We start from the raw sequence: 24696 nt of genomic DNA on the forward strand, positions 1-24696 counted from the left end.
TTATAAGACATTCAAACTTTTAAGACAATATTGAAACAATGAGCAAATACACTGAAGACGATTTAAAAATCGAACTCGAAACTAAAGAATACGAATACGGATTTTATACAGATATAGAATCTGAGACGTTTCCTATTGGGCTAAACGAAGATATTGTTCGTGCCATTTCTCTAAAAAAAGAAGAACCACAATGGATGACCGATTGGCGTATTGAGGCTTTTCGTGCTTGGCAAGAAATGATTGAACCAGAATGGGCAAATGTGCGTTATGAAAAACCAGATTTCCAAGCAATATCTTATTATTCTGCTCCAAAGCAAGTAGATCCAAATAAAACATTAGACGATGTGGATCCTGAACTTTTAGAAATGTACAAAAAGTTAGGAATCTCTGTCGATGAACAAAAAATGATGAACAATGTCGCTATGGATATTGTAGTTGACTCTGTTTCAGTAGCTACTACTTTCAAAAAGACATTAGGAGAAAAAGGCATCATTTTCTGTCCTATTTCAGAAGCTATAAAAGAGCATCCTGAGTTAGTTCGTAAATACTTAGGAACAGTTGTTCCTCAAAAAGATAATTTTTACGCAGCATTAAATTCAGCTGTTTTCTCAGATGGATCATTCTGCTATATTCCAAAAGGCGTTCGTTGCCCAATGGAACTTTCAACTTATTTCCGAATCAATCAAGCAGGAACTGGTCAGTTCGAAAGAACATTGGTTATTGCTGACGAAGGAAGTTATGTATCCTATCTAGAAGGATGTACTGCACCAAGTCGTGATGAAAATCAATTACATGCTGCTGTAGTAGAGTTAATTGCTCTAGATGATGCAGAAATTAAATACTCAACAGTTCAAAACTGGTACCCAGGAAACAAAGAAGGAAAAGGTGGAGTTTTTAATTTCGTAACCAAAAGAGGTTTATGCGAGACTAATGCAAAAATTTCATGGACACAAGTAGAAACAGGTTCTGCTGTTACATGGAAATACCCATCTTGTGTTTTAAAAGGAGACAATTCGGTAGGAGAATTTTATTCAATTGCCGTTACCAATAATTACCAACAAGCAGATACTGGAACTAAAATGATTCATTTAGGAAAAAACACTAAATCAACAATCATTTCTAAAGGTATTTCAGCTGGAAAATCACAAAACAGCTACCGTGGATTAGTACAAATAAGTGCTCGTGCAGATAATGCAAGAAACTTTTCACAATGTGACTCTCTTTTAATGGGTAACAATTGTGGTGCACATACTTTCCCTTATATCGAAAGCAAAAACCCTTCTGCAAAAATAGAACACGAAGCTACAACAAGTAAAATCGGTGAAGACCAAGTATTTTATTGTAACCAACGTGGAATTCCAACTGAAAAAGCAATTGCATTAATCGTAAACGGATTTAGTAAAGACGTTTTAAATAAATTACCAATGGAATTTGCTGTAGAAGCACAAAAATTATTAGAAATTTCTTTGGAAGGTTCTGTGGGTTAAAAAGTTTAAAGTTTCGGGTTCCTAAGTTTGCAAAACACACTTTGATCCTTAAATAGAAACTTTTCACAAAAACCTAAATTGAAAATAAATAGTTTAAACAAGAAAAATTTTAAAGTAGCTATTCTTAACAAAATCAAGAACTTGAAACTTTAAACTTTAAACAAAAATAATATGTTAAGTATAAAAAACCTTCACGCCTCAATTGGTGACAAAGAAATTCTTAAAGGAATAAACATAGAAGTTAAAGCTGGCGAAGTACATGCCATCATGGGGCCAAACGGTTCTGGAAAAAGTACACTTTCAGCAGTAATTGCTGGAAACGAAAACTACGAAGTAACACAAGGTGAGGTTTTCCTTGACGGAGAAGATTTAGCCGATTTAGCACCAGAAGAAAGAGCACACAAAGGTGTTTTCCTTTCTTTTCAATACCCTGTAGAAATTCCAGGAGTTAGTGTAACTAACTTTATGAGAACTGCAATTAATGAAACACGTAAAGCAAACGGTCAAGAAGAAATGCCAGCTAACGAAATGTTGAAAGTAATTCGTGAGAAATCAGAATTATTAGAAATTGATCGTAAGTTTTTATCACGTTCTCTTAACGAAGGATTCTCAGGTGGAGAGAAAAAACGTAATGAAATTTTCCAAATGGCAATGTTGGAGCCAAAACTAGCAATCCTTGACGAAACTGACTCAGGTCTAGATATCGATGCATTAAGAATTGTTGCTAACGGTGTAAACAAACTAAAAAGCGATAAAAATGCAATTATAGTTATTACACACTACCAACGTTTATTAGACTATATCGTTCCTGATTTCGTTCACGTTCTTTACAATGGTAAAATTGTAAAATCTGGAGGAAAGGAACTTGCTTATGAGCTTGAAGAAAAAGGATACGACTGGATTAAAGCAGAAAACTAGGTTTTTGTTTCATGTTTCATGTTTTTTCTAGTTTGAAGTTAAGCTTATGTTTTGTAAGTTTAAACTTAAAATAAAAATCCATGACGACAATAAATAGATTTGAAGATTTAGAAATCTGGAAAGAAGCAAGACGATTAGCAAAAGAAATTCATCTCATTGCAAATGGAACTGAATTAAAATCAGATTTCAAATTTAAAAATCAAATAAAAGCATCATCTGGTTCAGTAATGGATAATATAGCTGAAGGCTTTGAAAGAGATGGGAATTTAGAGTTCCGACAATTCTTATCCATTGCAAAAGGTTCAGCTGGAGAAACAAGATCTCAGCTTTATCGAATTTTTGATTTTGAATATATTTCAGAACAAAAATTTGAAATTTTAAAAACAGATTATGAAAACTTAAGCGGTAAAATAAAAAACTTTATCACTTATCTTAATAAGAAGGATTTTAAAGGAAATAAGTTTCAATAGGCAAAACCTGAAACTTTAAACCTGAAACCCGAAGGAAACAAAAGAAAAATGGATTTAAAAGAAAAATTAGTATCGTCTTTTATGGCTTTTGAAGAACGTGTAGATGTCCATACAGACCTTCACGAAATCAGAACACAAGCGATAAAAAACTTCGAAAATAAAGGTTTTCCAACCAAAAAAGAAGAAGCTTGGAAATATACATCGCTAAATGCCATCTTAAAAAATGACTTTACTGTATTTCCAAAACAAGAAAATGCAATCGAATTTAATCATGTAAAAAAATACTTTTTACACGAGATAGACACCTATAAAGTTGTATTTATAGATGGTGTTTTCAGTTCACATTTATCTTCTACAACACACGATGGAATAGATGTTTGCTTAATGTCTTCGGCATTAACCAAGCCTAAATATAAGATGATTATTGATAATTACTTTAATCAAGTTGCTAACAAAGAAGACAGTTTAACTTCTTTGAATACAGCTTTTGCAATTGAAGGTGCTTACATCAATATTCCAAAAAAGAAAGTTGCTGACAAGCCTATCGAAATCATGTATTTCTCGACTGGAAATGAAACAGCACTTATGGTTCAGCCAAGAAACTTAGTAATTGTAGGTGAGAACTCTCACGTACAAATTATTGAGCGTCATCAAAGCTTAAACGAAAATCCTGTTTTAACCAATTCAGTTACTGAGATTTTTGCTCAAAAACGCGCTATTATTGATTATTACAAAATCCAAAACGACAATAGCGAAGCCAATTTAATAGACAATACTTACGTTTCACAACAACAAGAAAGTCATGCATCTGTGCACACATTCTCATTTGGTGGAAACTTAACCCGTAACAATTTGAATTTTTATCACTTTGGAGAAAGGTTAACAAGTACGTTAAACGGAATAACAATTATAGGCGAAAAACAACACGTAGACCACTATACATTAGTGAAACACGCAACGCCAAACTGTGAAAGTTTTCAAGATTATAAAGGAATCTTTACAGACCGCTCTATAGGAGTTTTTAACGGAAAAGTATTGGTTGAAAAAGAAGCGCAAAAAACAAATGCATTTCAAAAAAGCAACAATATTTTATTGAGTGACAAAGCAAGTATAAATGCAAAACCTCAATTAGAGATTTTTGCTGATGATGTAAAATGTTCTCACGGTTGCACAATCGGGCAATTAGACGAAACAGCTATGTTCTACATGCAATCACGTGGAATTCCTCAAAAAGAAGCAAAAGCTTTACTAATGTATGCATTCTCAAATGCCGTTATCGAAAGCATCAAAATACCTGAATTAAAAAAACGAATTACTACAATTATTGCCAGCAAACTAGGCGTAAAAATGGGATTTGATTTATAGACGGATTTAACTAAAAGTCTTGCAAAAGATTTAACCAAAAAGTTCGCAAAGGTTCACACAAAGACCGCAAAGTTTATAAGCTTTGCGGTCTTTTTTATATAAAACTTAACCGAAACACGAAGTTAGCTGAACTTAGCGCTCTTTGCGATTTCTTTTACTTTGCGAACTTTGCGGTTATTTTTTTACTTAATAGAAGAAACTATCTCCTTCAAAAAAGTATTAAAATTAAATTCAAGATCATCGGTCAGACCCATTCTAACTATGACTAGATCCAACGATGGAATAATAAAAACCTTTTGCCCTTGGAAGCCACTGCAATAAAACATATCTCTAGGAGCATCTTTGTATTTACCACCTGCATTAAGCCAAAATTGAGCACCATAGTCCCCTTTAGAGGTATTGGTCGGAGTAGACACATATTTCACCCAACTTTCATCAAGAATCTGCTCTCCTTTCCAGTTTCCTTTATGCAAATACAACAAGCCAAATTTAGACCAATCTCTAGTAGTTGCCCAAGCATAAGATGAGCCTACATAATTCCCCACCATATCAGTTTCAATAACTACAGAGTTCATCCCGATTTTATCTATTAATGCCGAATACCAAAAATCTAAATATTCCTGATGCGTCTTAAATTGTTTTCTCAAAATAGCTGATAATAGATTACTTGTTCCTGAGGAATAATTCCAATGCGTATCTGGCTTAAACAAAGCTGGCTTTTCTAATTGCACTCTTGCCATGTCTTCTGACTCAAAGAGCATAATCGTTGCATCACAAATAGTATTGTAATTCTCTACCCATTCCAAACCAGAATTCATATGAAGCAAATCATTGGTAGTAATAATTCTGCGGTCATCATTTTGCCATTCGACTATGGGAGCAGGTTTATAAATATCAAACTTTTTTTGTTTTTGAAGCACCCCAAACATAGTTCCCGTAATACTTTTAGTCATAGACCAACCAAGTAATTTACTGTTTTTAGTAAAACCTGGCTCATATTTTTCAGCTATCAGCTTATCTTTGTACAACACCAAAACTGACCTTGTTCTTTTGCTTTTTCCCCCTGAAACATCAAATGCATTTGCAACAGCTTTTTCCAACTTAGAATAATCAATAGTAGAGAAAATGGTATCTTTAGGTTCCTTATCTCCATAAGGAAAAGGCAAATCATTTATCAGCTTTACTCTTTTGGGAACTTCATAAGGCTTCGACGTATCAAAATTATCATTAATTAGAGTAGCACCAATACCTTCACGATAAATTGCTTTACGCTCTTTTAACCCATAAACATTAGATGTAGCAAACTTCCCTTCTGCATTAATTTTGCTTGTTGCCAAGTCAAGCAAAGGAATATCATTATCCCCTTTCTCGATCGATTCCAGAGATCGATTATCTATAAAATGACATGACGCAATACTTTTTGAGGTAAAGCCAGAAATCAAATCAAGTTTGGGATAAGTAGTAAATCTGAAATAAATAATTATGATAACCAGAAGAAGAACAAGTAATTTTAAGATTTTTTTCATAATAGTACAGGTTTATTTACACTGCAATATAACCATAATTTCTTCACAAATTAACTTTTAATAGGCTCGAAATCAAAGACAAGCCGTATAAAAATATCAAATATGCAAAACAATATTACTTTTAATAGGATTATCTAAAACCATAAAGGAAATTTATCAATTACTGGATAAAACAATTTAGTTTTAGTACTTTTGTACGTAGAATTTTTCTAAATAAGATATGCTAGATATTCATAAAATAAGAGCTGAGTTTCCGATACTTTCACAAAAAGTAAACGGAAAACCGTTGGTATACTTTGATAATGGAGCGACATCACAGAAACCACTAGTTGTGATTGATGCTATTTCAAAATACTATCAAGAGATTAATGCAAACATACACCGTGGAGTACACACTTTGAGCCAGTTAGCAACAGATGCTTACGAGATCTCAAGAGTAAAAATCCAACATCATATTAATGCTAAACATTTACACGAAGTACTATTTACTTCTGGAACAACTCATGGAATTAATTTAGTTGCAAATGGTTTTGCCGCTATATTAAAACCTGGAGATGAAGTAATGGTTTCGGCATTAGAACATCATAGTAATATTGTGCCTTGGCAAATGTTATGTGAAAAGACTGGTGCTATTCTTAAAGTGATTCCGATGAATCAGGATGGAGAGCTTATCATAAGCGAATACGAATCTTTGTTATCTGAAAAAACAAAAATAGTTACCGTAAATCATATTTCGAATGCATTGGGAACAATCAATCCTATAAAATATATGATTGAGAAAGCCCATGCTGTAGGTGCTGCCGTATTAATCGATGGTGCACAAGCTGTACCTCATTTAAAACCAGATGTTTTAGATTTAGATTGTGATTTTTATGCTTTTTCAGGTCATAAAATGTGTGGTCCAACAGGAACTGGAATTTTATACGGAAAAGAAAGCTGGCTAAACAAACTACCTCCTTACCAAGGTGGTGGCGAAATGATTAAAGAAGTTACTTTCGAGAAAACTACTTATGCTGAGTTGCCACATAAATTTGAAGCTGGAACACCAAACATAGCTGGCGGAATTGTTCTAGGAACAGCGGTAGATTACATGAATAGTATAGGTTTTGACAATATTCAAAAACAAGAAAATGAATTACTGGCTCACGCTACTAAACAATTACTTGAAATTGAAGGATTGAGAATTTATGGTACTGGCAAAGAAAAAGCTTCCGTTATATCGTTTAATATCGACGGAATTCACCCATATGATATTGGCTCAATAATTGATAAATTAGGAATTGCAGTACGTACAGGACATCACTGTGCTCAGCCAATTATGAATTACTTCGAGATTCCTGGAACCATTAGAGCTTCTTTCTCTTTTTATAACACAAAAGAAGAAATTGATTTGATGGTCGAAGCGATTAAAAAAGCAAAAACAATGCTATCTTAATACAGTAAACTTATGAAAATACTATCCTTATTATTTCTGACAATTTTTATTGGAAGCAGTTGTGTAAGCCAAAAAAAAATAGATATGAGTTCTGTAGAGATAGTATACTCAGCGGTGTCACGTGGTTATTATCAAAAGATAGTCGTTAAAAATCAAATGGTATCTATTACCAAAAGCAGAGGAGAAGAATCTGTTACAAACAAAATCAATGGGGCACAATGGGCAAGAATTGTTTCTGAATTCAAAAAGATAAAATTAGAAAGCATTCCGCAACTAAAAGCGCCCACCGAAAAACGTTTTCATGATGGAGCTGCCATTGCTAATTTAAGAATAACACAAAATGGAAAAACATATGAAACTAATGGTTTTGACAATGGTTTTCCACCAGCAGAAATAGAAAAATTAGTAACTTTATTGGTTGCTTTTACTCAAGAATAAAACATGACAATAAAAGAAATACAAAACGAAATAGTCGAAGAATTCTCAATGTTTGATGACTGGATGCAACGTTACGAGTATATTATCGAACTAGGGAAAAATTTACCATTAATAAAAGAAGAATACAAGACCGAAGACAACTTGATTAAAGGTTGTCAGTCGAAAGTTTGGCTACAGGGCGAACAAAATGGCGACAAAGTTGTTTTTACAGCTGATAGTGACGCGATTTTAACTAAAGGTATCATTGCAATTTTAATTAGAGCTTTCTCAAATCAAAAAGCAGAAGACATCTTAAAAGCCGATGTAGATTTTATTGATGAAATTGGTTTGAAAGAGCATTTATCTGCAACTCGTGCCAACGGGTTAGTTTCGATGATAAAAAACATCAAAATGTATGCTTTGGCATTCGACTCAAAAAACAAAAAATAAACTAAAATAAAAGTACAGCTTACTTTATTAGATAGAAATTATGGAACACGAAATAGACACTAACGAATTAGGAGAATCAATCGTAAAAATCTTAAAAACAATTTACGACCCTGAAATACCTGTTGACATATACGAACTAGGATTAATTTATGATGTAATGGTAAACACTGATTACGAAGTAAAAATCTTAATGACATTAACATCTCCTAACTGCCCAGTAGCCGAGAGTTTACCAAGGGAAGTAGAAGAAAAAGTAAAATCTATCGAAAACGTAAAAGACGCCGAAGTAGAGATAACTTTTGATCCACCATGGAGCAAAGAATTAATGAGTGAAGAAGCAAAATTAGAATTAGGAATGCTTTAAAAAAGGATACAGTATTCAGTCTCAGTTATTAGCATTCAGTTGAAACTGAGATTGAAGACTGCTACAGCAAATAAACGATAATGGAAGAAATAATCAATAAAGTTGCCAATAGTGCCTTGGAAGTTTTTGATCTTGAGGATTATTATCCAAAAGGACTCCGAGCACAAATTGACATTTCACAATGGCTTCTCGAAGGCTTTCTTTTAAAAGAAAAAGACTTTCGTGAGCATCTTAAAAATCATAATTGGTCACAATACCAAGATGCATATGTAGCTATTAATTGTAGTACCGATGCTATTGTTCCCGCTTGGGCATCAATACTTGTTGCAGTTCAATTAGCTCCATTCGCTAAAAAAATTGTTGATGGTACTCTAGAAGATTTAGACTCTAGCCTTTACGAAGAAATTTTACGCAACCTAGATTACTCAGTATACAAAAGTAAACCAGTAATCATAAAAGGATGTTCAAAAAAACCAGTTCCTACACGCGCATATATTCTGGCAGCTCATCATTTACAGCCTTTTGCAAGAAGCATTATGTATGGTGAAGCATGTTCTGCTGTCCCATTATACAAAGAGAGCAAGAAATAATTTACAAATAAAATTAAGTATTTTTTAACAATTTCATGGTTTTTAGTATATTTGTTAATATCAACACTAAACAAGGAACCTATGAAAAATCTTCTTCAACTCCTTTTTATCTTCTTAGCAAGCTTTTCGCTTCTACAGGCACAGAACACAGAAAAAGAATTAATAAAAAACACAGAAAAAGCAGTTAAAACCATATCCGACACTACAGGAAATGGATGGAAAAGCACTGGAAATGTTTCGTTTCTTTTTAACCAATCAAATTTCAATAACTGGATTGCTGGAGGTGAAAATAATATCTCAGGGAATTTAGGCCTTAATTACAACATCAATTACAAGAAAGATGACATTAGCTGGGATAACAAAATTCTCGCTTCATATGGTATCTTGCAAACTGAGAATTCTGACTTTGAGAAAAAGACAGATGACCGTTTAGAAATTAATTCTATTTATGGAAAAAGAGCATTTGGTAATTGGTATTACTCCTTTTTTGTGAATTTCAGAACGCAGTTCACTAAAGGGTACGTTTATGGACAAGATGTAAATGGCGCAGAGATACGAACTGAAAACACAAACTTCATGTCACCGGGTTATCTTACTTTTGGTCCTGGTATTTTTTGGAAGAAAGATGACAATCTAAAACTAAATTTCGCTCCTGTAACCTCCAAAATGACTTTTGTAGACAAACTATACACATCCGACATTGGATACGTAAGCGAGTCTTATTTTGGCGTTAAAGCAAACAAAACGATGCGTTACGAATTAGGTTTTTATGCATCCGCTTATTACAAGCTTAATATTATGACCAATGTTTCTGCAGAAAACATTTTAAACTTATATTCAAATTATCTTGAAGACCCACAAAATGTGGACATAGACTATTCGTTAAATATTGTAATGAAAATTAATAAGTTCCTATCGACTAACTTATCATTTCAAGCAATTTATGACGATAATGCTTTCCAAGGGTTCCAAACCAGAGAAGTATTTGGCTTAGGAGTCAATTACATGTTCTAAAACATAAAAAAAGGGCTTGCAAATTGCAAGCCCTTTTTTTTATTCTTCATCTTCTTTTTCGATTGCGTCCTTATAATCAGGATACAAAAATTTATTATAAGGAAATCGAGTAATATGAATTTGTCTTACAGACTCATATACACGCTCTCTGAATTCTTCAAAATTTTCTTTGTTGGTAGCTGAAATAAACAAAGCATTTTGCTCTCCTAAACGATGCATCCAAGTAGTCTTCCATTCCTCGATTGTATAATGTCTAGGTGTTTTTTCAGTAATCAAATCATCCTCATCAATAGTTAAATGCTTGTAAGCATCTATCTTATTAAAAACCATAATAACAGGTTTATCATTAGCCTTAATATCTAATAAGGTTTGATTAACTGACTCAATATGATCTTCAAAATCTGGATGAGAAATATCAACAATATGCAATAACAAATCGGCTTCACGAACCTCATCAAGTGTACTCTTGAAAGAATCTACCAATTGAGTTGGTAGTTTACGAATAAAACCAACGGTATCAGAAAGTAAAAAAGGTAAATTTTTAATAACTACTTTACGAACTGTTGTATCTAAGGTAGCAAACAATTTATTCTCTACAAAAACATCACTTTTACCAATAGCATTCATTAATGTTGATTTTCCAACATTGGTATATCCTACCAAAGCCACACGAACCATTGCACCACGATTACTACGTTGTACCCCCATTTGCTTATCGATAGTTTTTATTTTTTCTTTCAATAATGCAATACGATCACGAACGATACGTCTATCAGTCTCAATTTCTGTTTCTCCAGGTCCACGCATTCCAATACCTCCTTTTTGACGCTCAAGGTGTGTCCACATACCCGAAAGTCTAGGCAATAAATATTGACATTGTGCCAACTCAACTTGCGTTCTTGCATATGATGTTTCAGCTCTTTGAGCAAAAATATCAAGAATTAAGTGCGTTCTATCAAGGATTTTACAATCTATAATTTTAGAGATATTCTTTTGCTGTGAAGGAGACAATTCGTCATCAAAGATCAAAGTCGAAACACCATGCTCTTTTACAAAAAGATTGATTTCATCTATTTTACCAGTTCCAACAAAAGTTTTAGGGTTTGGACGTTCCATTTTTTGAGTAAAACGTTTTATAACTTCTCCACCTGCGGTATAAGTCAAAAACTCTAACTCATCAAGATATTCGTTTAACTTTTCTTCACTTTGATTTTGAGTTACAATCCCAACAATGGCTGTTTTCTCAAAATTTAGTACTTCTTTTTCTAACATAACTTTAAATAAGCTACAAATTTAGTGATTTGCAAGGTACTAAAGCCAATTGATGTCTTTTTTTAAATACAAAAACAAACACATCAATTGGCAATAAGTAATAATTTCTATTCGTAAATATATGTTTTATCAATTTTTACAATCCCGTTTTGTTCTAAAAAAGAAGATGATATTGGATAATTCAATACATTATACTTGTATTTTCCTGATACTCCAGTATAATTTGTAGAAGATGGAGCAAATGCCAATTCATTATTATAAGAAATAGATTCAAAACTAAATTCGTCTTCATGAAAAGAAATCAACGGTACAATTACTTTATAATTTGGGCCAAATAAATTTTGTACAATCAATAAATCAACTGATTTTTTATCATCAAAGGTAAAATTATTGATCATTTTTTCACCTAGCACTCCTTTGTGACGTACCACATTCTCATTTGAATATACATATTCAATTTTATTAAAAATTTGTTGGTTTCTATCTCTAGAAGAACGTCTTATGATAAGTCCGTTTTCAACAACATATTCAATATCTTCTATCACAGTGTGAATATTACTTTTTTTGGTTATTACTTTTATTCTTGCACCTTCATAACTCATGGTAACTGTTTTAGTTACAGTTTCTCCATTCTCATCATACTTCTTCATGAACTTAGTAATTCTATCGTCTTTGTCGTAACTATACTTAACAACTTCTTTCCAGTTACTGCCTATTCTCTCTTTTACAGTCATATCCAAAAGACCTTTGGGGTTGTAGAAAAAGCTATGTACAACATCGGATGTTTTTATTGTTAGAAGCTTACCGTCTTGAAATAAAACAGTTTTATTTTCTATCTCTCCGCTTTTTAGATCGCGGTAATTCGTCTTAACGACATTTATTTGTTTTAACTTAATTTGTTGATCTTGACTGTGGATCAAACATGAAAAAGCCATCGTAAAAATGGCAATGAAGTAGTTTTTCATCATGGTATTTTATATCAATTTGGGATGACCAAAATACAAAAAACATAGAAAGAATAATATTTTCACATACAAAAAACTAAACCATATTAGTGACCTTTAAAACAATTCACTTCAGAACAACTGACTATCAATCATTTATCGTCACCAACAAAAATAAAATCCACATACCTACCCTACTTATCTCCTACAATAACTACATCATCTACCATAAAAGCACCGTTAAGAACTTTATCTTTACCTGATCCAACATACTTAAATGCAATATGAATATCTCCTGAATAGAAAGACAAATCTATCCGGTCTGAGCTTATAAACTGACGAACAGGAGTAGACAATGTAGGAAGCTTAGCATCTAACTTTGTCCATTTTGCATTAGCTACATTAGAACCATCAAAATTAGTTGACACATAAACACCTAAAGAATTCAATGGAGAATCAACTTTTAAATCATGCTGAGCACTTCTAAAAGACAGCACAGAATTTTTAAAATCATCCATATTTATCTTGGGAGAAACTAGCCATGCCGTAATTTCAGCAGCTGTTGTACTTGTTGTATTAAACTCAGCATAACCATTACCTGCATAAACAATACTTTTCCATAACTTGGTTCCCTTTTCTACAATATTACTCCAACCCGGAAGAGCAAAATTGACATTATTCTGTACCGATTGGAAATCTTCTGAGAAAAACGGAACTGTTCGTTTTCCTTCCAACAATACATCTTTCTCTGATCTAACCATTATTTGATAATCTGAGCCATATTTTGTCAAAATTCCTCGAACTCTCCCACTTCCCTCCGGTATTAACTCTTTTGCGAAATTAGCATAACTACTAGTTCTAAAAATAACCTGATTCCCTGCTCTATCGCGCAAATTCCAATTGGTTGCACCACCAACACTATTAGTTTCTTCAAAATAATGATGTCCAATAGCGGCATCTGAAAATTGTACATCAAACAATTCAACTAGTGTATTTATATTATCATCATTTAATAATTCTGACACTGAAAGCAAACGAACCAACTTACTTTCATCAATTACTACACAGGAGGCACTAAGCACATTTTTATAATCGTTCTTCACAATTCTTCCAACTGAAGCATTACCATAGGCATTAACATACAAACTCCCTATTCGTAAACTGCCAAACTTAATATCAGTAAATTGATCTTTTAATTTAACAAATACCTTACTTCCAACTCTATAATTTATATACGTATTTGTTGCATCAACACCTATACTAAATGCTTGCACTGCACCATTTTTATTAGGTAATGTTTGAACCGATATTGTTTTAAAAAAATTACCTGATTCATCACTCGAAATCACGTATCCCTCAACAATATCATCATATCGATATTTTGCAGCAACAAGATTAGCATTATTGCGAACCTCAACAACTGTTCTATTAGCAATTAAATTTGGTTGATTACATATAAGTTCTGGAATAGCCGTTTCGTCTCCAACACAACCCAAAAAAGTAAAAACTATTATTAAAAAAATCAAAGAGCTACATCTGTTTTTCATATTCATTACTTTTTTAAAATTCATAAGTTAATAGCTAAATTCCCGAAATAAGTTCTCCCATATCCATAAAAATATTTTGGACCAAATGATGGTGTTCTGCTAGATTCTTGCTGGTTCAATCGTCGAAAATTTGCATTCCTAGCTTGTTCAAAACCTCCAGTTTTATAAATCGCATCCAATACGTTATTAATGCTCACAAAAAAGGACACATATTTTCGACGAATACGCCATGACTTCCCTCCTGTAATATTTAATAACGAAATAGGATCAAATTTTTCTTGTTTCAATAACACCTTGGCTCTTTCTTGTGATGCTTCTGGATAAGGGAAACTACTCTTGGGATTGACATAAAACTGGGCTGTTCTAGAAATTGGAGAAACATCAATATAAGAATTCGAGAGGTAATTTATATTAGTACCAAGCCACCAATACTTAGAATTTCTATACTCAAAGCCTAATGAATAAGCCTGTTGAGGCATTCCTGGCTGCTTATAATTTTTTAGTGCTGCTTTTCCAAAATCAAAAATAGGATTACTATTTGCCAAAGATGCTTTCGCATCATTCGTAATGCTGACATTAGGGTTATTGTCATATGTATACTGTCCATAAGCAGCAGAAAAAACACCTTTAAAGGAGGGTAAAATTTGATATTCAAAACTCAACTCTGCCCCAATATTCTTTTTACTCAGATGCTTTAATGTCTGACTTACAAAAGCATTGGCATTATCATTACCTGCGCCAACATCAAAAATTCCCTCAGCATAAAAAAATGAGGTCTGTGTTACATTTTTCATTAAAGAATAATACCCTGTCAGTCGTGTTTTTAGCTTAGGGGAATGAAAAACATAATTCCCTTCAACACAACTGATATTTACACTTTCTATACCATTAACAACATTATTAACTCGCGCATTCGGAAATGTATTTCGAATTGAAGGGGCTTGAGTTAAATAAGCTCCATTAAAAAACAACCATTGCTTACCTGATATCTTATAAGTTAGCCCACCTTTAAAAGCAAAATTTTCAAAATTTACTTTTTCACTTTTACCAAAAGAATTAGTGGTATAAATTCCATTTTGATACAACCCATCTCTTTGATAAGTTGAACTCGAAAAAGCCTGAGCAAGATAAAAATCAACTTTACGGTATATAAATTTAAATTGTGTAAAAACATCAATTGTATTCGCTAGATAATTATAATTATATCGATAAGAATCTCTAACTCCAACTCTCCTATTTGGATTTTTCAAATCAGACTGTGACTGATCGCCTTTATAAAACAAATCGATATCTTCAAAATATAAACCTCCCAACAAATCAGTAAGAGACCTAAAATTATGAGATTTCAAATTCCTAAAAGCGATCCCGCCATTAAAAAAGATATTTTCTGTTAATAGAGAATTTATGTTTGAATTAAAGAATATCGTTTTATCATCGGTTCTGTCTTCATACAAAACATAATGGCTTTTTACTGGTGCATAACTAGTAGCAATTCCGTCTGAATCTGTAACCAGAATTTGATTTGCCCGATATAATTCATTCCAATTTATTTGTGAATTAGTTACAAATAGTTCTTTATTTTTATTGGCATTTTCATAATCGGGAGTGAAATCACCTGAATATTCTCCTTGGTCTTTTGCGTAAACTGAACTATAGTAGCTTGGTAATTTACGGTAATGAGTAGGATCTGGACTACTTACATTCTGGTAATCTATATTACCATTGCTTACTTTACCAAATTGATAGGCAATACTTGAATTTAGAGTTGTTTTATCATCTATCCTAAAAAAATGATTCAACATTAAAACTGGTTCTTCTACTTTTTTAATCCTCGCATTTCTTTTCTTTCCGTTTTGCCAGCCCCAATAAGAATTATATCTCTCATTTGTAAGTTGAGTTACCTCATCTGTATTTGGGGAGTTTTTGCCTCTTGAATTTGGAGTATAAAATCCTGTAAAATTTAATGAATGCTGAGAACTTAATTTCTTTTCAATACTCATAAAAAAAGAATCCGCATCGTAGTTTGTTCCTTCAAAAAAACCTTCATTTGCCCAACGTTTCCCTGCTGAAACTACAAAAGCCCACCCAGAAGGCATCAAACCTGTAGCATAAGTAGCCATTGCTCGCAAACTATAATTGGTATTACTACCCGAAAATGTAATTCGTGAACTTGGTCTGTAAATTGAAGCTCGTGTATTAATTTGTTGTGTTCCTAGAACACCACCAAAACTATAATCTGAAGTAGCTATTCCAACAGAGAATTCCTGATTCCTTGTAGCATCATTTAAACCTCCCCAATTACTCCATTGTGGACGTCCATCATACATTTTATTCATCGTGATTCCGTTGATTGTCATCTTAGCGTGCTCACTATCCAATCCTCGCATCCTAAAACGGGCTTGTCCCCAATTAAAAGCTGAGGCTTGAATAAAAGCATCTCGAGAAGATTGTAAAAGTCCCGAAGTAGTTTCAGAGCTACTATTATCATCAGTCAAATCACTTTCTGATAAAGCAATTAAGATTAATTCTGATCCGATTTGATTATCTTCTTCTAAAACCAAAACACCTAAATCCATCATTTCTCCAGAAACAGCTTTTACTGGAAACAATAAATCTTTATATCCCTGACTGTGCAACAATAACAATTGATTCCCTTCTGATTGCAAAACCAACTTAAATGCACCATCCCTTTCTGTCAATTGCATAATTGCAGAGTTTTGAATACTAACCACAACATATTGAAGTGCCTTTTGTGTTTTCGAATCAATAACTCTCCCTTGAAAACCAGTTTCTTCTTGTGAAAAAGCAATTCCTGATTGAGAAATAAATAAAATTATGACTAAACACTTTTTTATAAACATGATATCTTTTTTAACTATCTAAGATTTTTTAATTATTAAAAATCAAAGGATTAAAATTTGATTGTTGCAATAATTTGAAATGAAGAATCATCAACTTATTGCAACAATCAAAAGATGTTTTTGAAGAAGTGGTATTTTATAATTACATAATATAAGAATTTTACTATATTACATAAACGCCAAATATAGAAAACAAAAATTGAATATAATATTTTTCCTGTTAAATATTATTTAGAAAAGATACTGAACAGGAGAGTACTAATGTTATAAAACAAGTTTACTACTCTATTGCTTTTATTCTAGAAACCATAAAAGCAATTAAAAATCCGAAGATCCCGATAAATGCGAAGGAAAAACGAAGACCAAAGGCTTCAGCAATATAACCAATAACGGGTGGGCCCATTAAGAAACCTAAAAAACTCACACTCGAAACTATTGTTAAAGCTTCGCCTGCTGGGACTGTTGGATTTTTCCCAGCTACGCTATACAAAGTTGGTACAACTGTAGAAACTCCAAGCCCTACAAACATAAAAGCGATGGTACATGGAATTATATAAGGAAATAATACTGAGGTAAAAAGCCCTAACGAGATAACCAATCCACTGATTTGCAGTACTTTTTTTCTTCCAAATTTGAGGATAAGTCCATCACCAAGGAAACGCCCGCTCGCCATCATTATCATAAACGAAGTATACCCTACGATAACCAAGGCTCCTGGAGCTTTTACCACATCTTTAAAGTAAACGCCACTCCAATCAAACATTACTCCTTCACTCGCCATACAACAAAAACCAATTACTCCTAGCCAAATCAATGAACTGTCTGGTTTTGCAAATAATTTCTTTTTCTTCTCTTCTACCTTTACTTTAATTTTTTCTTTGGCTTTAATCAAGAATTTATAATTAAAAGCAATCATAACCAATACAATTCCTGCTACAATAACAAAGTGATAGTATGGTGTCAATTTTAAAGCAAGCATCCCTAATCCTACTAATGCACCCGAAAATCCAGCAAAACTCCACATACCGTGAAAAGAAGACATTATTGTTTTCTTAAAAAGTACTTCGGTATAAACACCTTGGGTATTTACTGCAATATTGGCTAAGTTTCCAAATATTCCGAATACAAACAACGCAAGTGATAATTGCCATGAAGCATTGGCTAATCCTAAATTAGTTAAACTAAAAGCGTAAAATAACAAAGAAAGAATTAGAATTCTGTGGCTTCCAAATCTTGTCACTAGTTTACCCGAAAAAGGCATAACTACCAGTTGACCAAGTGGCAATGCAAACAAAATAGATCCCAATTGCCCTTCGCTTAAGTGCAAAGCCGTTTTGATATCTGGAATCCGGCTTGCCCAAGTGGCAAAACATAATCCCATTGCAAAATAAAACATCCCCACAGCAAATCGAATTCGATTTAAGTACGAAGCTTTTACATGTTTATAGGTTTTCTTAAATTTTGCTTTGGTCTTAAATCTGCCAATGAAGTTTAAATCTATCAAAATGAATCGTTTATGGTTTGATTGGGCAAAATTACGAAAATCATTCTTGCGATTAATTCAACCCAACCAGTTCCTACAAATTATAACGTTATTGTTTATAAATTAACCACTTTTTGATGAGTACTACTCTCAATAGCAGCTTCTATTATTTTCATTGTTTTTACACCATCTTCAGCCGTAACAGGCTCTATTGTATTAGCAACAATCGACTTATAAACGCCATCAAAAAAGTCATAATAATTACCCTGAAAAGTTGGAATCTTTTCTTTGATAATCTTACCATCAATTTCGGTGTGTAAAATCCCTTTTAAATCTTCTGATTCAGTTCCCCAAGTCGCAACATCTGGTTTTTTACTTAATTTTAAATCGTCTTCCTGAACATCGCCTCGAGGTTTTAAGAAAGAGCCTTTCTTACCATGCACAACATAAGCTGGATTAGCTTCTCGAACAAAGAAACTTGCTTTTAATCGAACTCTAAAATCATTGTAATACAATAGCAGATCCATATAATCATCAACCAATGATTTTTCGCGTGTTATTCTGATATCTGCAAAAACAGATTTTGGAAATCCGAACAAATGCAATGCTTGATCTATTAAATGTGGTCCTAAATCTTTTAGAATTCCCGCTCCAGAATTGGCCGTTTCCTTATGAGCTTTGATACTTAATAAAGGATTATAACGATCAAAGTGAAATTCTGCTTCGACTAAATCTCCTAAAACACCATCTTTAACAACCTTTTGAACAGTTTTAAAATCACTATCCCATCTTCTGTTTTGAAAAACCGCCAATTTTAATCCTTTCGCTTTAGCTAAATCATCCAATTCCTGTGCCTGAGCAACAGTAGTTGTAAATGCCTTTTCTACTATAGCATGTTTACCTGCCTCCAAAACTTTTTTAGCAAATTCATAATGGGTTTCAACGGGTGTATTTACAATTACCAAATCGATATCATCTACAAGAACATCCTCAATTGTTGGATAACTTTTAACTGCTGGGTAATCTTGCTGTATTAATTTCTTGCTTCTTTCCCAAGAACCTATAAGTTCAAATCCAGGATGAATGGCTATAAATGGTGCGTGAAAGACTTTCCCCGACATTCCGTATGATAATAGTGCTGTTTTTATTTTTTGCATTGTATTTGTTTGTTTTACCATTAAGTGATTACGTAAATTAATCTATTCTCTTAATGGTTAAATTTTAAGTATTTATCGTGTTTTGGCTCTTTCGTATTGTTTCGGCCATTGAATATCTGAGTTTAACTCTGATGCAAAATGCAATGCCAAGTTTGGATCACGAAGTGATTCACGAGCAAACAATATTAAGTCGGCTTGACCTGAATTTAAAATAGCTTCGGCTTGTGTGGCTTCGGTAATTAAACCGACTGCTCCAGTTAATACTCCTGTCTCTTTTTTTATCCTTTCGGCAAAAGGAACTTGATAATTTGGGCCGAGCGAAATTTTTTGATGAGAAACCAATCCTCCCGAAGAAACATCTACAACATCTACTCCTTTAGATTTTAAAATTGAAGAAAGTTTAATTGACTCTTCAACATTCCAACCGCCATCTGCCCAATCCGTTGCCGAAATCCTAACAAACAAAGGCAAATCAGCAGGCCATTCTGCTTGAACTGCATCTACAATTTCAAGGGTAAGACGGATTCTATTCTCAAAACTCCCTCCATATTCATCAGTTCTAAGATTAGATAACGGTGACATAAACTGATGTAGTAAGTATCCGTGTGCTCCATGAATTTCCAAAACTTGAAATCCAGCGGCAACAGCTCTTTTGGTAGTTGCTTTAAAATCGGCAATTACTTTTTGGATTCCTGCTTTATCTAAAGCTACAGGTGCTATTTCATTATCATGATACCCTATTGCACTTGGAGCAACTGTCTGCCATCCACCTTCAGCAACATCTAACTTTTTATTACCCTCCCAAGGAGCCGAAACACTAGCTTTTCGCCCTGCATGTGCTATCTGGATTCCTGGAATTGCATTTTGAGAAACAATAAATTGATTAATTACTTGTAATTTCCCGATTTGCTCATCATTCCACAGACCTAAATCTGCTGGTGAAATCCTCGCTTCTGGCGAAACTGCAGTCGCCTCCTGAACTATTAATCCCGAACCACCACTCGCACGAGCACCTAGATGTACCAAATGCCAATCATTGGCAAAACCGTCAACAGCGGAGTATTGACACATTGGCGAAATAACGATTCTGTTCTTTAAAGTGATTTTTTTTATAGAAAGTGGAGAAAATAATACTGATCCCATACGATGTAACTTTTAATGGTTTTACACTACTAATACTTTACATAGTGTTCAAAAAGTAAAGTTACTGCATCTTAGCAAAACAAGAAATTTAAATGTTTATTAATTAACAAACATTTAAAACCTTATAACTTATATTGCACTACGAATTAAAATAGAAAACGTTACTTTTGTGCGTTATTTAAGAACAAAAACTAAACAATGGATATAGTTATCAAGCTTTCTCAATTTTTATTGAGTTTATCATTACTTATTATTCTTCATGAATTGGGGCATTTTATCCCAGCAAAACTATTTAAAACAAGAGTCGAAAAATTCTATTTATTTTTTGATGTAAAATTTTCTCTTCTAAAAAAGAAAATCGGTGAAACCGAATACGGAATTGGATGGTTACCTCTAGGTGGTTATGTAAAAATCTCTGGGATGATCGACGAAAGCATGGACAAAGAACAAATGGCTTTACCACCACAACCTTGGGAGTTTCGTTCTAAGCCAGCTTGGCAACGTTTAATCATTATGCTTGGTGGAGTTACGGTAAACTTTATCCTTGCCTTTATCATATATATAGGAATGGCTTTTGCTTATGGCGAAACGTACGTTGCTAATACTGATATTAAAGATGGTCTTTTAATAGACAATCCTGTAATGAATAAAGTAGGTTTTAAAACTGGTGATAAAATCATTGCTATTGATGGTAAAAAAGTGGAGAATTTTGACAATCAGATCAACATGGATTTAGTTATGTCAAAACAAGTTCTTATTGAAAGAAACGGAGTTGAACAAACTATCAACATGCCAAATGATCTTGTTGATCAATTATCGAAGCATGAAAAAAGCCCGCTTGTTTCTATGAGAATGCCATTTGTAATTGGTGCTATTGCTTCCGAATCTGCGAATACTACTTTACAACCAAAAGATTTGATTACTTCTATCAATGGACAAAAAGTAAAATATTCTGATGAAGTAAGAGCCTTTTTAGAAAACAACAAAGGAAAAACTGTTCCTGCGACTGTTTTAAGAAACCAAAAAGAAACTCCGATTAATCTTATCATATCAAAAGATGGTAAGCTTGGTGTACAACTAGGCGGATTAGGAATGGACTCGTTAGAGAAATTAGGTTACTATAAAGTAAGTACTAAAGAATTTAGCTTCTTTGAATCAATTCCAGTTGGAATCGAAAAAGGGAAAGATCAATTAGTAGGATATGGAAAACAATTAAAAATGATTTTTAATCCTGAAACTAAAGCATACAAACAAGTAGGTGGTTTTGCTGCTATTTACAATATTTTTCCAAGTACTTGGAGCTGGGAAGTGTTCTGGTCTATTACTGCACTTTTATCAATAATGCTTGGAGTAATGAATTTATTGCCGATTCCTGCACTTGATGGTGGTCATGTGATGTTTTTATTATACGAAATCATTAGTGGCAAAAAACCGAGCGATAAATTCTTAGAAAATGCGCAAATGGTTGGCTTTGTCTTACTTATCACATTGCTTTTATTTGCTAACGGTAACGATATCTACAAAGCAATTGTAGGGAAGTAAAAAATATTAATAAAAAGTGCAAAAAAGTTTTTTTGAAAGCAAAAAACGTTCTATATTTGCACTCGCTAAAAAGAACAACAACTTCCTCCTTAGCTCAGTTGGTTAGAGCATCTGACTGTTAATCAGAGGGTCCTTGGTTCGAGCCCAAGAGGGGGAGCAACTTTTTTTTAGCAAACATATTTACCTTTAAGGTGATTCCTTCTTAGCTCAGTTGGTTAGAGCATCTGACTGTTAATCAGAGGGTCCTTGGTTCGAGCCCAAGAGAGGGAGCAAAAAAGACTATCAGAAATGATGGTCTTTTTTTTTGCCCTTTAACTAAGACCTATTCTCTATGCACTTTGTTTACATTATATACTCTCCAAGTAAAGAAACTTACTACATAGGAGAAACTTCGGATATTCAAATTAGGATTCAATGGCATAACTCTGGGCAATTCAAAAATTCACATACCAAAATTGCAAATGATTGGATATTATTTTATTCTATTATGTGCACTGATATTTCTCAAGCGAGAAAAATTGAAAGACATATAAAAAACATGAAAAGCAAAACCTATCTTCTTAATTTGCAAAAGTATCCTGAAATGACAGAAAAACTATTAGCGAAATACTCTTAATCAGAGAGACCTTGTTCCGATAGCTATCGGAACGAGCCCAAGAGAGGGAGCAAAAAAGACTATCAGAAATGATGGTCTTTTTTTTTTGCAATACTTTACCTTACTTCAATCTTGTCACTCTGAGGAACGAAGGGTCTCCACAAGAAACTAACACAAAGTATATATTTAGATTATCGAGCTAGTATTCCTTACCTCAATCGTTGTCTCCTTGAGCAGCGAAGAGGGATCAGGTAGAAAAGTTGGGGATTAGACAAAAAAGATTTTACCGCAAAGCGCACAAAGATTTACGCAAAGTCTGCAAAGTTTTAAAACATCTCCACAAAAAACTAACACAAAGTATTTTTTAGATTGTCGAGCTACGAACGGAGACTCTTCGTTTCTCAGAGTGACAAGCTCGCGATTGTTTTGTGGAAAAATTAGAGCCGTAAAAACATTATTAAGCCTCAACAGAAGCAATTAAAACCATAGTGACGAAACAGTATCAAATGTTATCAATAATACTTTTACTGCTCATGATAATTCAACAATCAACGCAATTAACATTCAACCTAATTTCAATCCACTCGATAAGATGATAGAACTATACGAGCGTTTAGTTTTGGTCGAAAAAGAGAAAGTTGAATACTTAGAAAAACTATTAAAGGACAAATAATCTTTTTAATACACCATCAAATAAAACCAAAAAAAAAGCGCTACAATTACTTGTAGCGCTTTTTTTTTATAATCCTAAAGTGGTAATAAACTTAAACCCCTAGTTTTTTAGCGATTTCAGCAGGTATTCCGCCTTTGTTTACCATTAGAGCAGTAGTTTTATACTTCACGAAGTTTTTAGTCACAAATAAGTATCCTTTGTAGTCATTTGTTTCTCCCCATGAATTTTTCACGATATAATACTCTTTTCCAGTTTGATCTTTTGCTAAACCAATAATGTGCATTCCGTGATCATCTGTAGTTGTATAATTATCAAAAGCAGTCTGACGCATTTCTGCAGTAATTTCAGGCTCTTCTTTTGGTCCATTAAACATATTCGCTTTTTCATCTGCAGTCATATCATCGAAACTTTTAGTCGGTACATATGCTACTCCATTTTTCCAGCTAAAACTTTTTTCGCTCACATCTGTAGCCCAAGCAACTGTATAACCTTTCTTTAATGCGTTATCAATAACATCTGTCATATCATTAATTTTCACATTATATACTTGATCAAATGACCAGTTGTCTGGTACTGCCAAAAATGTTTTTTGGTAATATGGCGCATTTGTAAATGATGACATTTCAACATACTCATCTGGATTAATACCTACAACCTCTTTTGCAAATGATTGTGGTGTATAGTTTTTCCCTTTGTAAGCAAAGTTTTCTGGCACTTTACCTAAATAAGAGTCAATAACTGCTGCATAGGCTTTTTCCCAGTTTGGAGTAAGTACTCCGTTTGGATTCTTAACTACTGCTGTTAAAACACCTTCGTTAATAGCTGCCATTTCAGCAAATTTATTTTTATCTGTTCCGTAGTTCAATCCTGTATAAACTTCTCTTGGAACTGTTCCGTATTTTTTATACATATTGATTACATCATGCAACGAACCTCCATCACCTAATGTTACTGCTCCATGCATACGTACATAGTTTTTACCTTTCTCAACATATACATTTCTTGCAGAGAAAATTTGAGATAACTCAACTGGTTGTTTCCCTATTCTGATCATTTCAGACTCTAAGAAAGAGTTTGTAGCATAACTCCAGCACGTTCCCGAAGATCCTTGTGCCTTAACCGATGTTGTACCTAGGTTAATTTGCTCTGTAAACTTAAAGCTCTCTTTACTTTTTTCGCTTGCATTTACTTTTAAAGAGTTAACCAAAATGTCTTGCGCGAAACAGCCACTAACCCCTACCATAAAGGCAGATGCAGCGAAAACTGATTTCATAGAAAATTTATACATAATTATTTTTTAATGGTTTTGATAAATTAGTAGTGATAATTTATTTTTTGTTACAAAACAATCAAATATTAAACAGATTATTTAGAATTTAAGCGTTAATATTTCTATAATTTTTTTGTTAATCTATAAAAACCTACAAAAAGTAAAAGGCTATT

At 33.2% G+C, this 24696-nt stretch carries 21 protein-coding genes and 2 tRNA genes; 14 read left to right on the forward strand and 9 right to left on the reverse strand.

The features are described from left to right. The first annotated feature begins 38 nt into the window (after nt 1-38). The 4 genes from sufB (at nt 39) to sufD (ending at nt 4240) form a co-directional block, all read left to right on the forward strand. Nucleotides 39-1487 (forward strand): Fe-S cluster assembly protein SufB, encoded by a 1449-nt coding sequence (sufB, locus tag LNQ49_RS11760; protein ID WP_229989039.1) that lies wholly within the window; start codon nt 39-41, stop codon nt 1485-1487. A 171-nt stretch (nt 1488-1658) separates the two neighbouring features. Beyond that, on the forward strand, nt 1659-2405 hold the full coding sequence (gene sufC, locus LNQ49_RS11765) for a Fe-S cluster assembly ATPase SufC (RefSeq protein ID WP_035618340.1): 747 nt from the start codon (nt 1659-1661) through the stop codon (nt 2403-2405). An 80-nt stretch (nt 2406-2485) separates the two neighbouring features. After that, entirely contained in the window at nt 2486-2875 is a 390-nt protein-coding gene (locus LNQ49_RS11770) for a four helix bundle protein (RefSeq protein WP_229989041.1), read from the forward strand. 48 nt (nt 2876-2923) lie between these two features. Then, entirely contained in the window at nt 2924-4240 is a 1317-nt protein-coding gene (gene sufD, locus LNQ49_RS11775) for a Fe-S cluster assembly protein SufD (protein ID WP_229989043.1), read from the forward strand. Between the two features lie 182 nt (nt 4241-4422). Here sufD and LNQ49_RS11780 read toward each other — a convergent pair whose 3' ends face one another. Next, nucleotides 4423-5766: a serine hydrolase domain-containing protein gene (locus LNQ49_RS11780; protein WP_229989044.1), complete on the reverse strand. Its 1344-nt coding sequence runs from the start codon at nt 5764-5766 to the stop codon at nt 4423-4425. A 220-nt stretch (nt 5767-5986) separates the two neighbouring features. On the opposite strand from LNQ49_RS11780, the gene LNQ49_RS11785 reads away from it, so the two are divergent. The 6 genes from LNQ49_RS11785 to LNQ49_RS11810 all read left to right on the forward strand — a co-directional run bounded on the left by LNQ49_RS11785 (nt 5987) and on the right by LNQ49_RS11810 (nt 10036). Then, complete coding sequence (locus LNQ49_RS11785) at nt 5987-7201, forward strand: aminotransferase class V-fold PLP-dependent enzyme (protein ID WP_229989045.1); 1215 nt, start codon at nt 5987-5989, stop codon at nt 7199-7201. A gap of 84 nt (nt 7202-7285) precedes the next feature. After that, nucleotides 7286-7639, forward strand: a complete 354-nt coding sequence (locus tag LNQ49_RS11790; protein ID WP_229989046.1) for a hypothetical protein — start codon at nt 7286-7288, stop codon at nt 7637-7639. A gap of 3 nt (nt 7640-7642) precedes the next feature. Further along, a complete protein-coding gene (locus tag LNQ49_RS11795; protein ID WP_229989047.1) occupies nt 7643-8068 on the forward strand; it encodes a SufE family protein in 426 nt (141 codons plus the stop codon). A gap of 40 nt (nt 8069-8108) precedes the next feature. After that, complete coding sequence (locus LNQ49_RS11800) at nt 8109-8432, forward strand: SUF system Fe-S cluster assembly protein (protein ID WP_229989048.1); 324 nt, start codon at nt 8109-8111, stop codon at nt 8430-8432. An 80-nt stretch (nt 8433-8512) separates the two neighbouring features. Then, nucleotides 8513-9022: a DUF2480 family protein gene (locus tag LNQ49_RS11805; RefSeq protein WP_229989049.1), complete on the forward strand. Its 510-nt coding sequence runs from the start codon at nt 8513-8515 to the stop codon at nt 9020-9022. Between the two features lie 81 nt (nt 9023-9103). Next, nucleotides 9104-10036, forward strand: coding sequence for a DUF3078 domain-containing protein (locus tag LNQ49_RS11810; protein ID WP_229989051.1), 933 nt, complete (start codon nt 9104-9106; stop codon nt 10034-10036). Nucleotides 10037-10075: 39 nt separating this feature from the next. Here the strand turns inward: LNQ49_RS11810 and hflX are convergent, their stop codons facing one another. From hflX to LNQ49_RS11845, 7 genes are all read right to left on the reverse strand, one after another. Further along, the gene (gene hflX, locus LNQ49_RS11815; RefSeq protein ID WP_229989053.1) at nt 10076-11308 is read right to left on the reverse strand and encodes a GTPase HflX; all 1233 of its coding nucleotides are present in this window, start codon (nt 11306-11308) and stop codon (nt 10076-10078) included. A gap of 107 nt (nt 11309-11415) precedes the next feature. Further along, a complete protein-coding gene (locus LNQ49_RS11820) occupies nt 11416-12276 on the reverse strand; it encodes a hypothetical protein (RefSeq protein ID WP_229989054.1) in 861 nt (286 codons plus the stop codon). Nucleotides 12277-12446: 170 nt separating this feature from the next. Then, on the reverse strand, nt 12447-13823 hold the full coding sequence (locus LNQ49_RS11825) for a DUF5689 domain-containing protein (protein WP_229989055.1): 1377 nt from the start codon (nt 13821-13823) through the stop codon (nt 12447-12449). Further along, nucleotides 13820-16660: a TonB-dependent receptor gene (locus LNQ49_RS11830; protein ID WP_229989056.1), complete on the reverse strand. Its 2841-nt coding sequence runs from the start codon at nt 16658-16660 to the stop codon at nt 13820-13822. Before LNQ49_RS11830 ends, LNQ49_RS11825 begins: the two co-directional genes overlap by 4 nt. A 280-nt stretch (nt 16661-16940) precedes the next feature. After that, nucleotides 16941-18164 carry an MFS transporter gene (locus tag LNQ49_RS11835; RefSeq protein WP_229989057.1) on the reverse strand — a complete coding sequence of 408 codons (1224 nt, stop codon included), beginning with the start codon at nt 18162-18164 and terminating at the stop codon, nt 16941-16943. Nucleotides 18165-18259: 95 nt separating this feature from the next. Then, nucleotides 18260-19300, reverse strand: a complete 1041-nt coding sequence (locus tag LNQ49_RS11840; protein WP_229989058.1) for a Gfo/Idh/MocA family protein — start codon at nt 19298-19300, stop codon at nt 18260-18262. Nucleotides 19301-19372: 72 nt separating this feature from the next. Next, nucleotides 19373-20443: an NADH:flavin oxidoreductase/NADH oxidase gene (locus tag LNQ49_RS11845; RefSeq protein WP_229989059.1), complete on the reverse strand. Its 1071-nt coding sequence runs from the start codon at nt 20441-20443 to the stop codon at nt 19373-19375. 198 nt (nt 20444-20641) lie between these two features. Here LNQ49_RS11845 and rseP point away from each other — a divergent pair, with 198 nt between their 5' ends. The 4 genes from rseP (at nt 20642) to LNQ49_RS11865 (ending at nt 22601) form a co-directional block, all read left to right on the forward strand. Then, nucleotides 20642-21985 (forward strand): RIP metalloprotease RseP, encoded by a 1344-nt coding sequence (rseP, locus tag LNQ49_RS11850; RefSeq protein ID WP_229989060.1) that lies wholly within the window; start codon nt 20642-20644, stop codon nt 21983-21985. 83 nt (nt 21986-22068) lie between these two features. Beyond that, nucleotides 22069-22142 (forward strand) — tRNA-Asn (locus LNQ49_RS11855). A gap of 39 nt (nt 22143-22181) precedes the next feature. Continuing rightward, nucleotides 22182-22255 (forward strand) — tRNA-Asn (locus tag LNQ49_RS11860). A gap of 61 nt (nt 22256-22316) precedes the next feature. Beyond that, entirely contained in the window at nt 22317-22601 is a 285-nt protein-coding gene (locus tag LNQ49_RS11865) for a GIY-YIG nuclease family protein (RefSeq protein WP_229989062.1), read from the forward strand. 743 nt (nt 22602-23344) lie between these two features. Here the strand turns inward: LNQ49_RS11865 and LNQ49_RS11870 are convergent. Next, nucleotides 23345-24541 carry a C1 family peptidase gene (locus LNQ49_RS11870; protein WP_229989064.1) on the reverse strand — a complete coding sequence of 399 codons (1197 nt, stop codon included), beginning with the start codon at nt 24539-24541 and terminating at the stop codon, nt 23345-23347. Nucleotides 24542-24696: the final 155 nt, after the last annotated feature.

It is taken from the genome of Flavobacterium pisciphilum, assembly GCF_020905345.1.
Classification (GTDB): domain Bacteria; phylum Bacteroidota; class Bacteroidia; order Flavobacteriales; family Flavobacteriaceae; genus Flavobacterium; species Flavobacterium pisciphilum.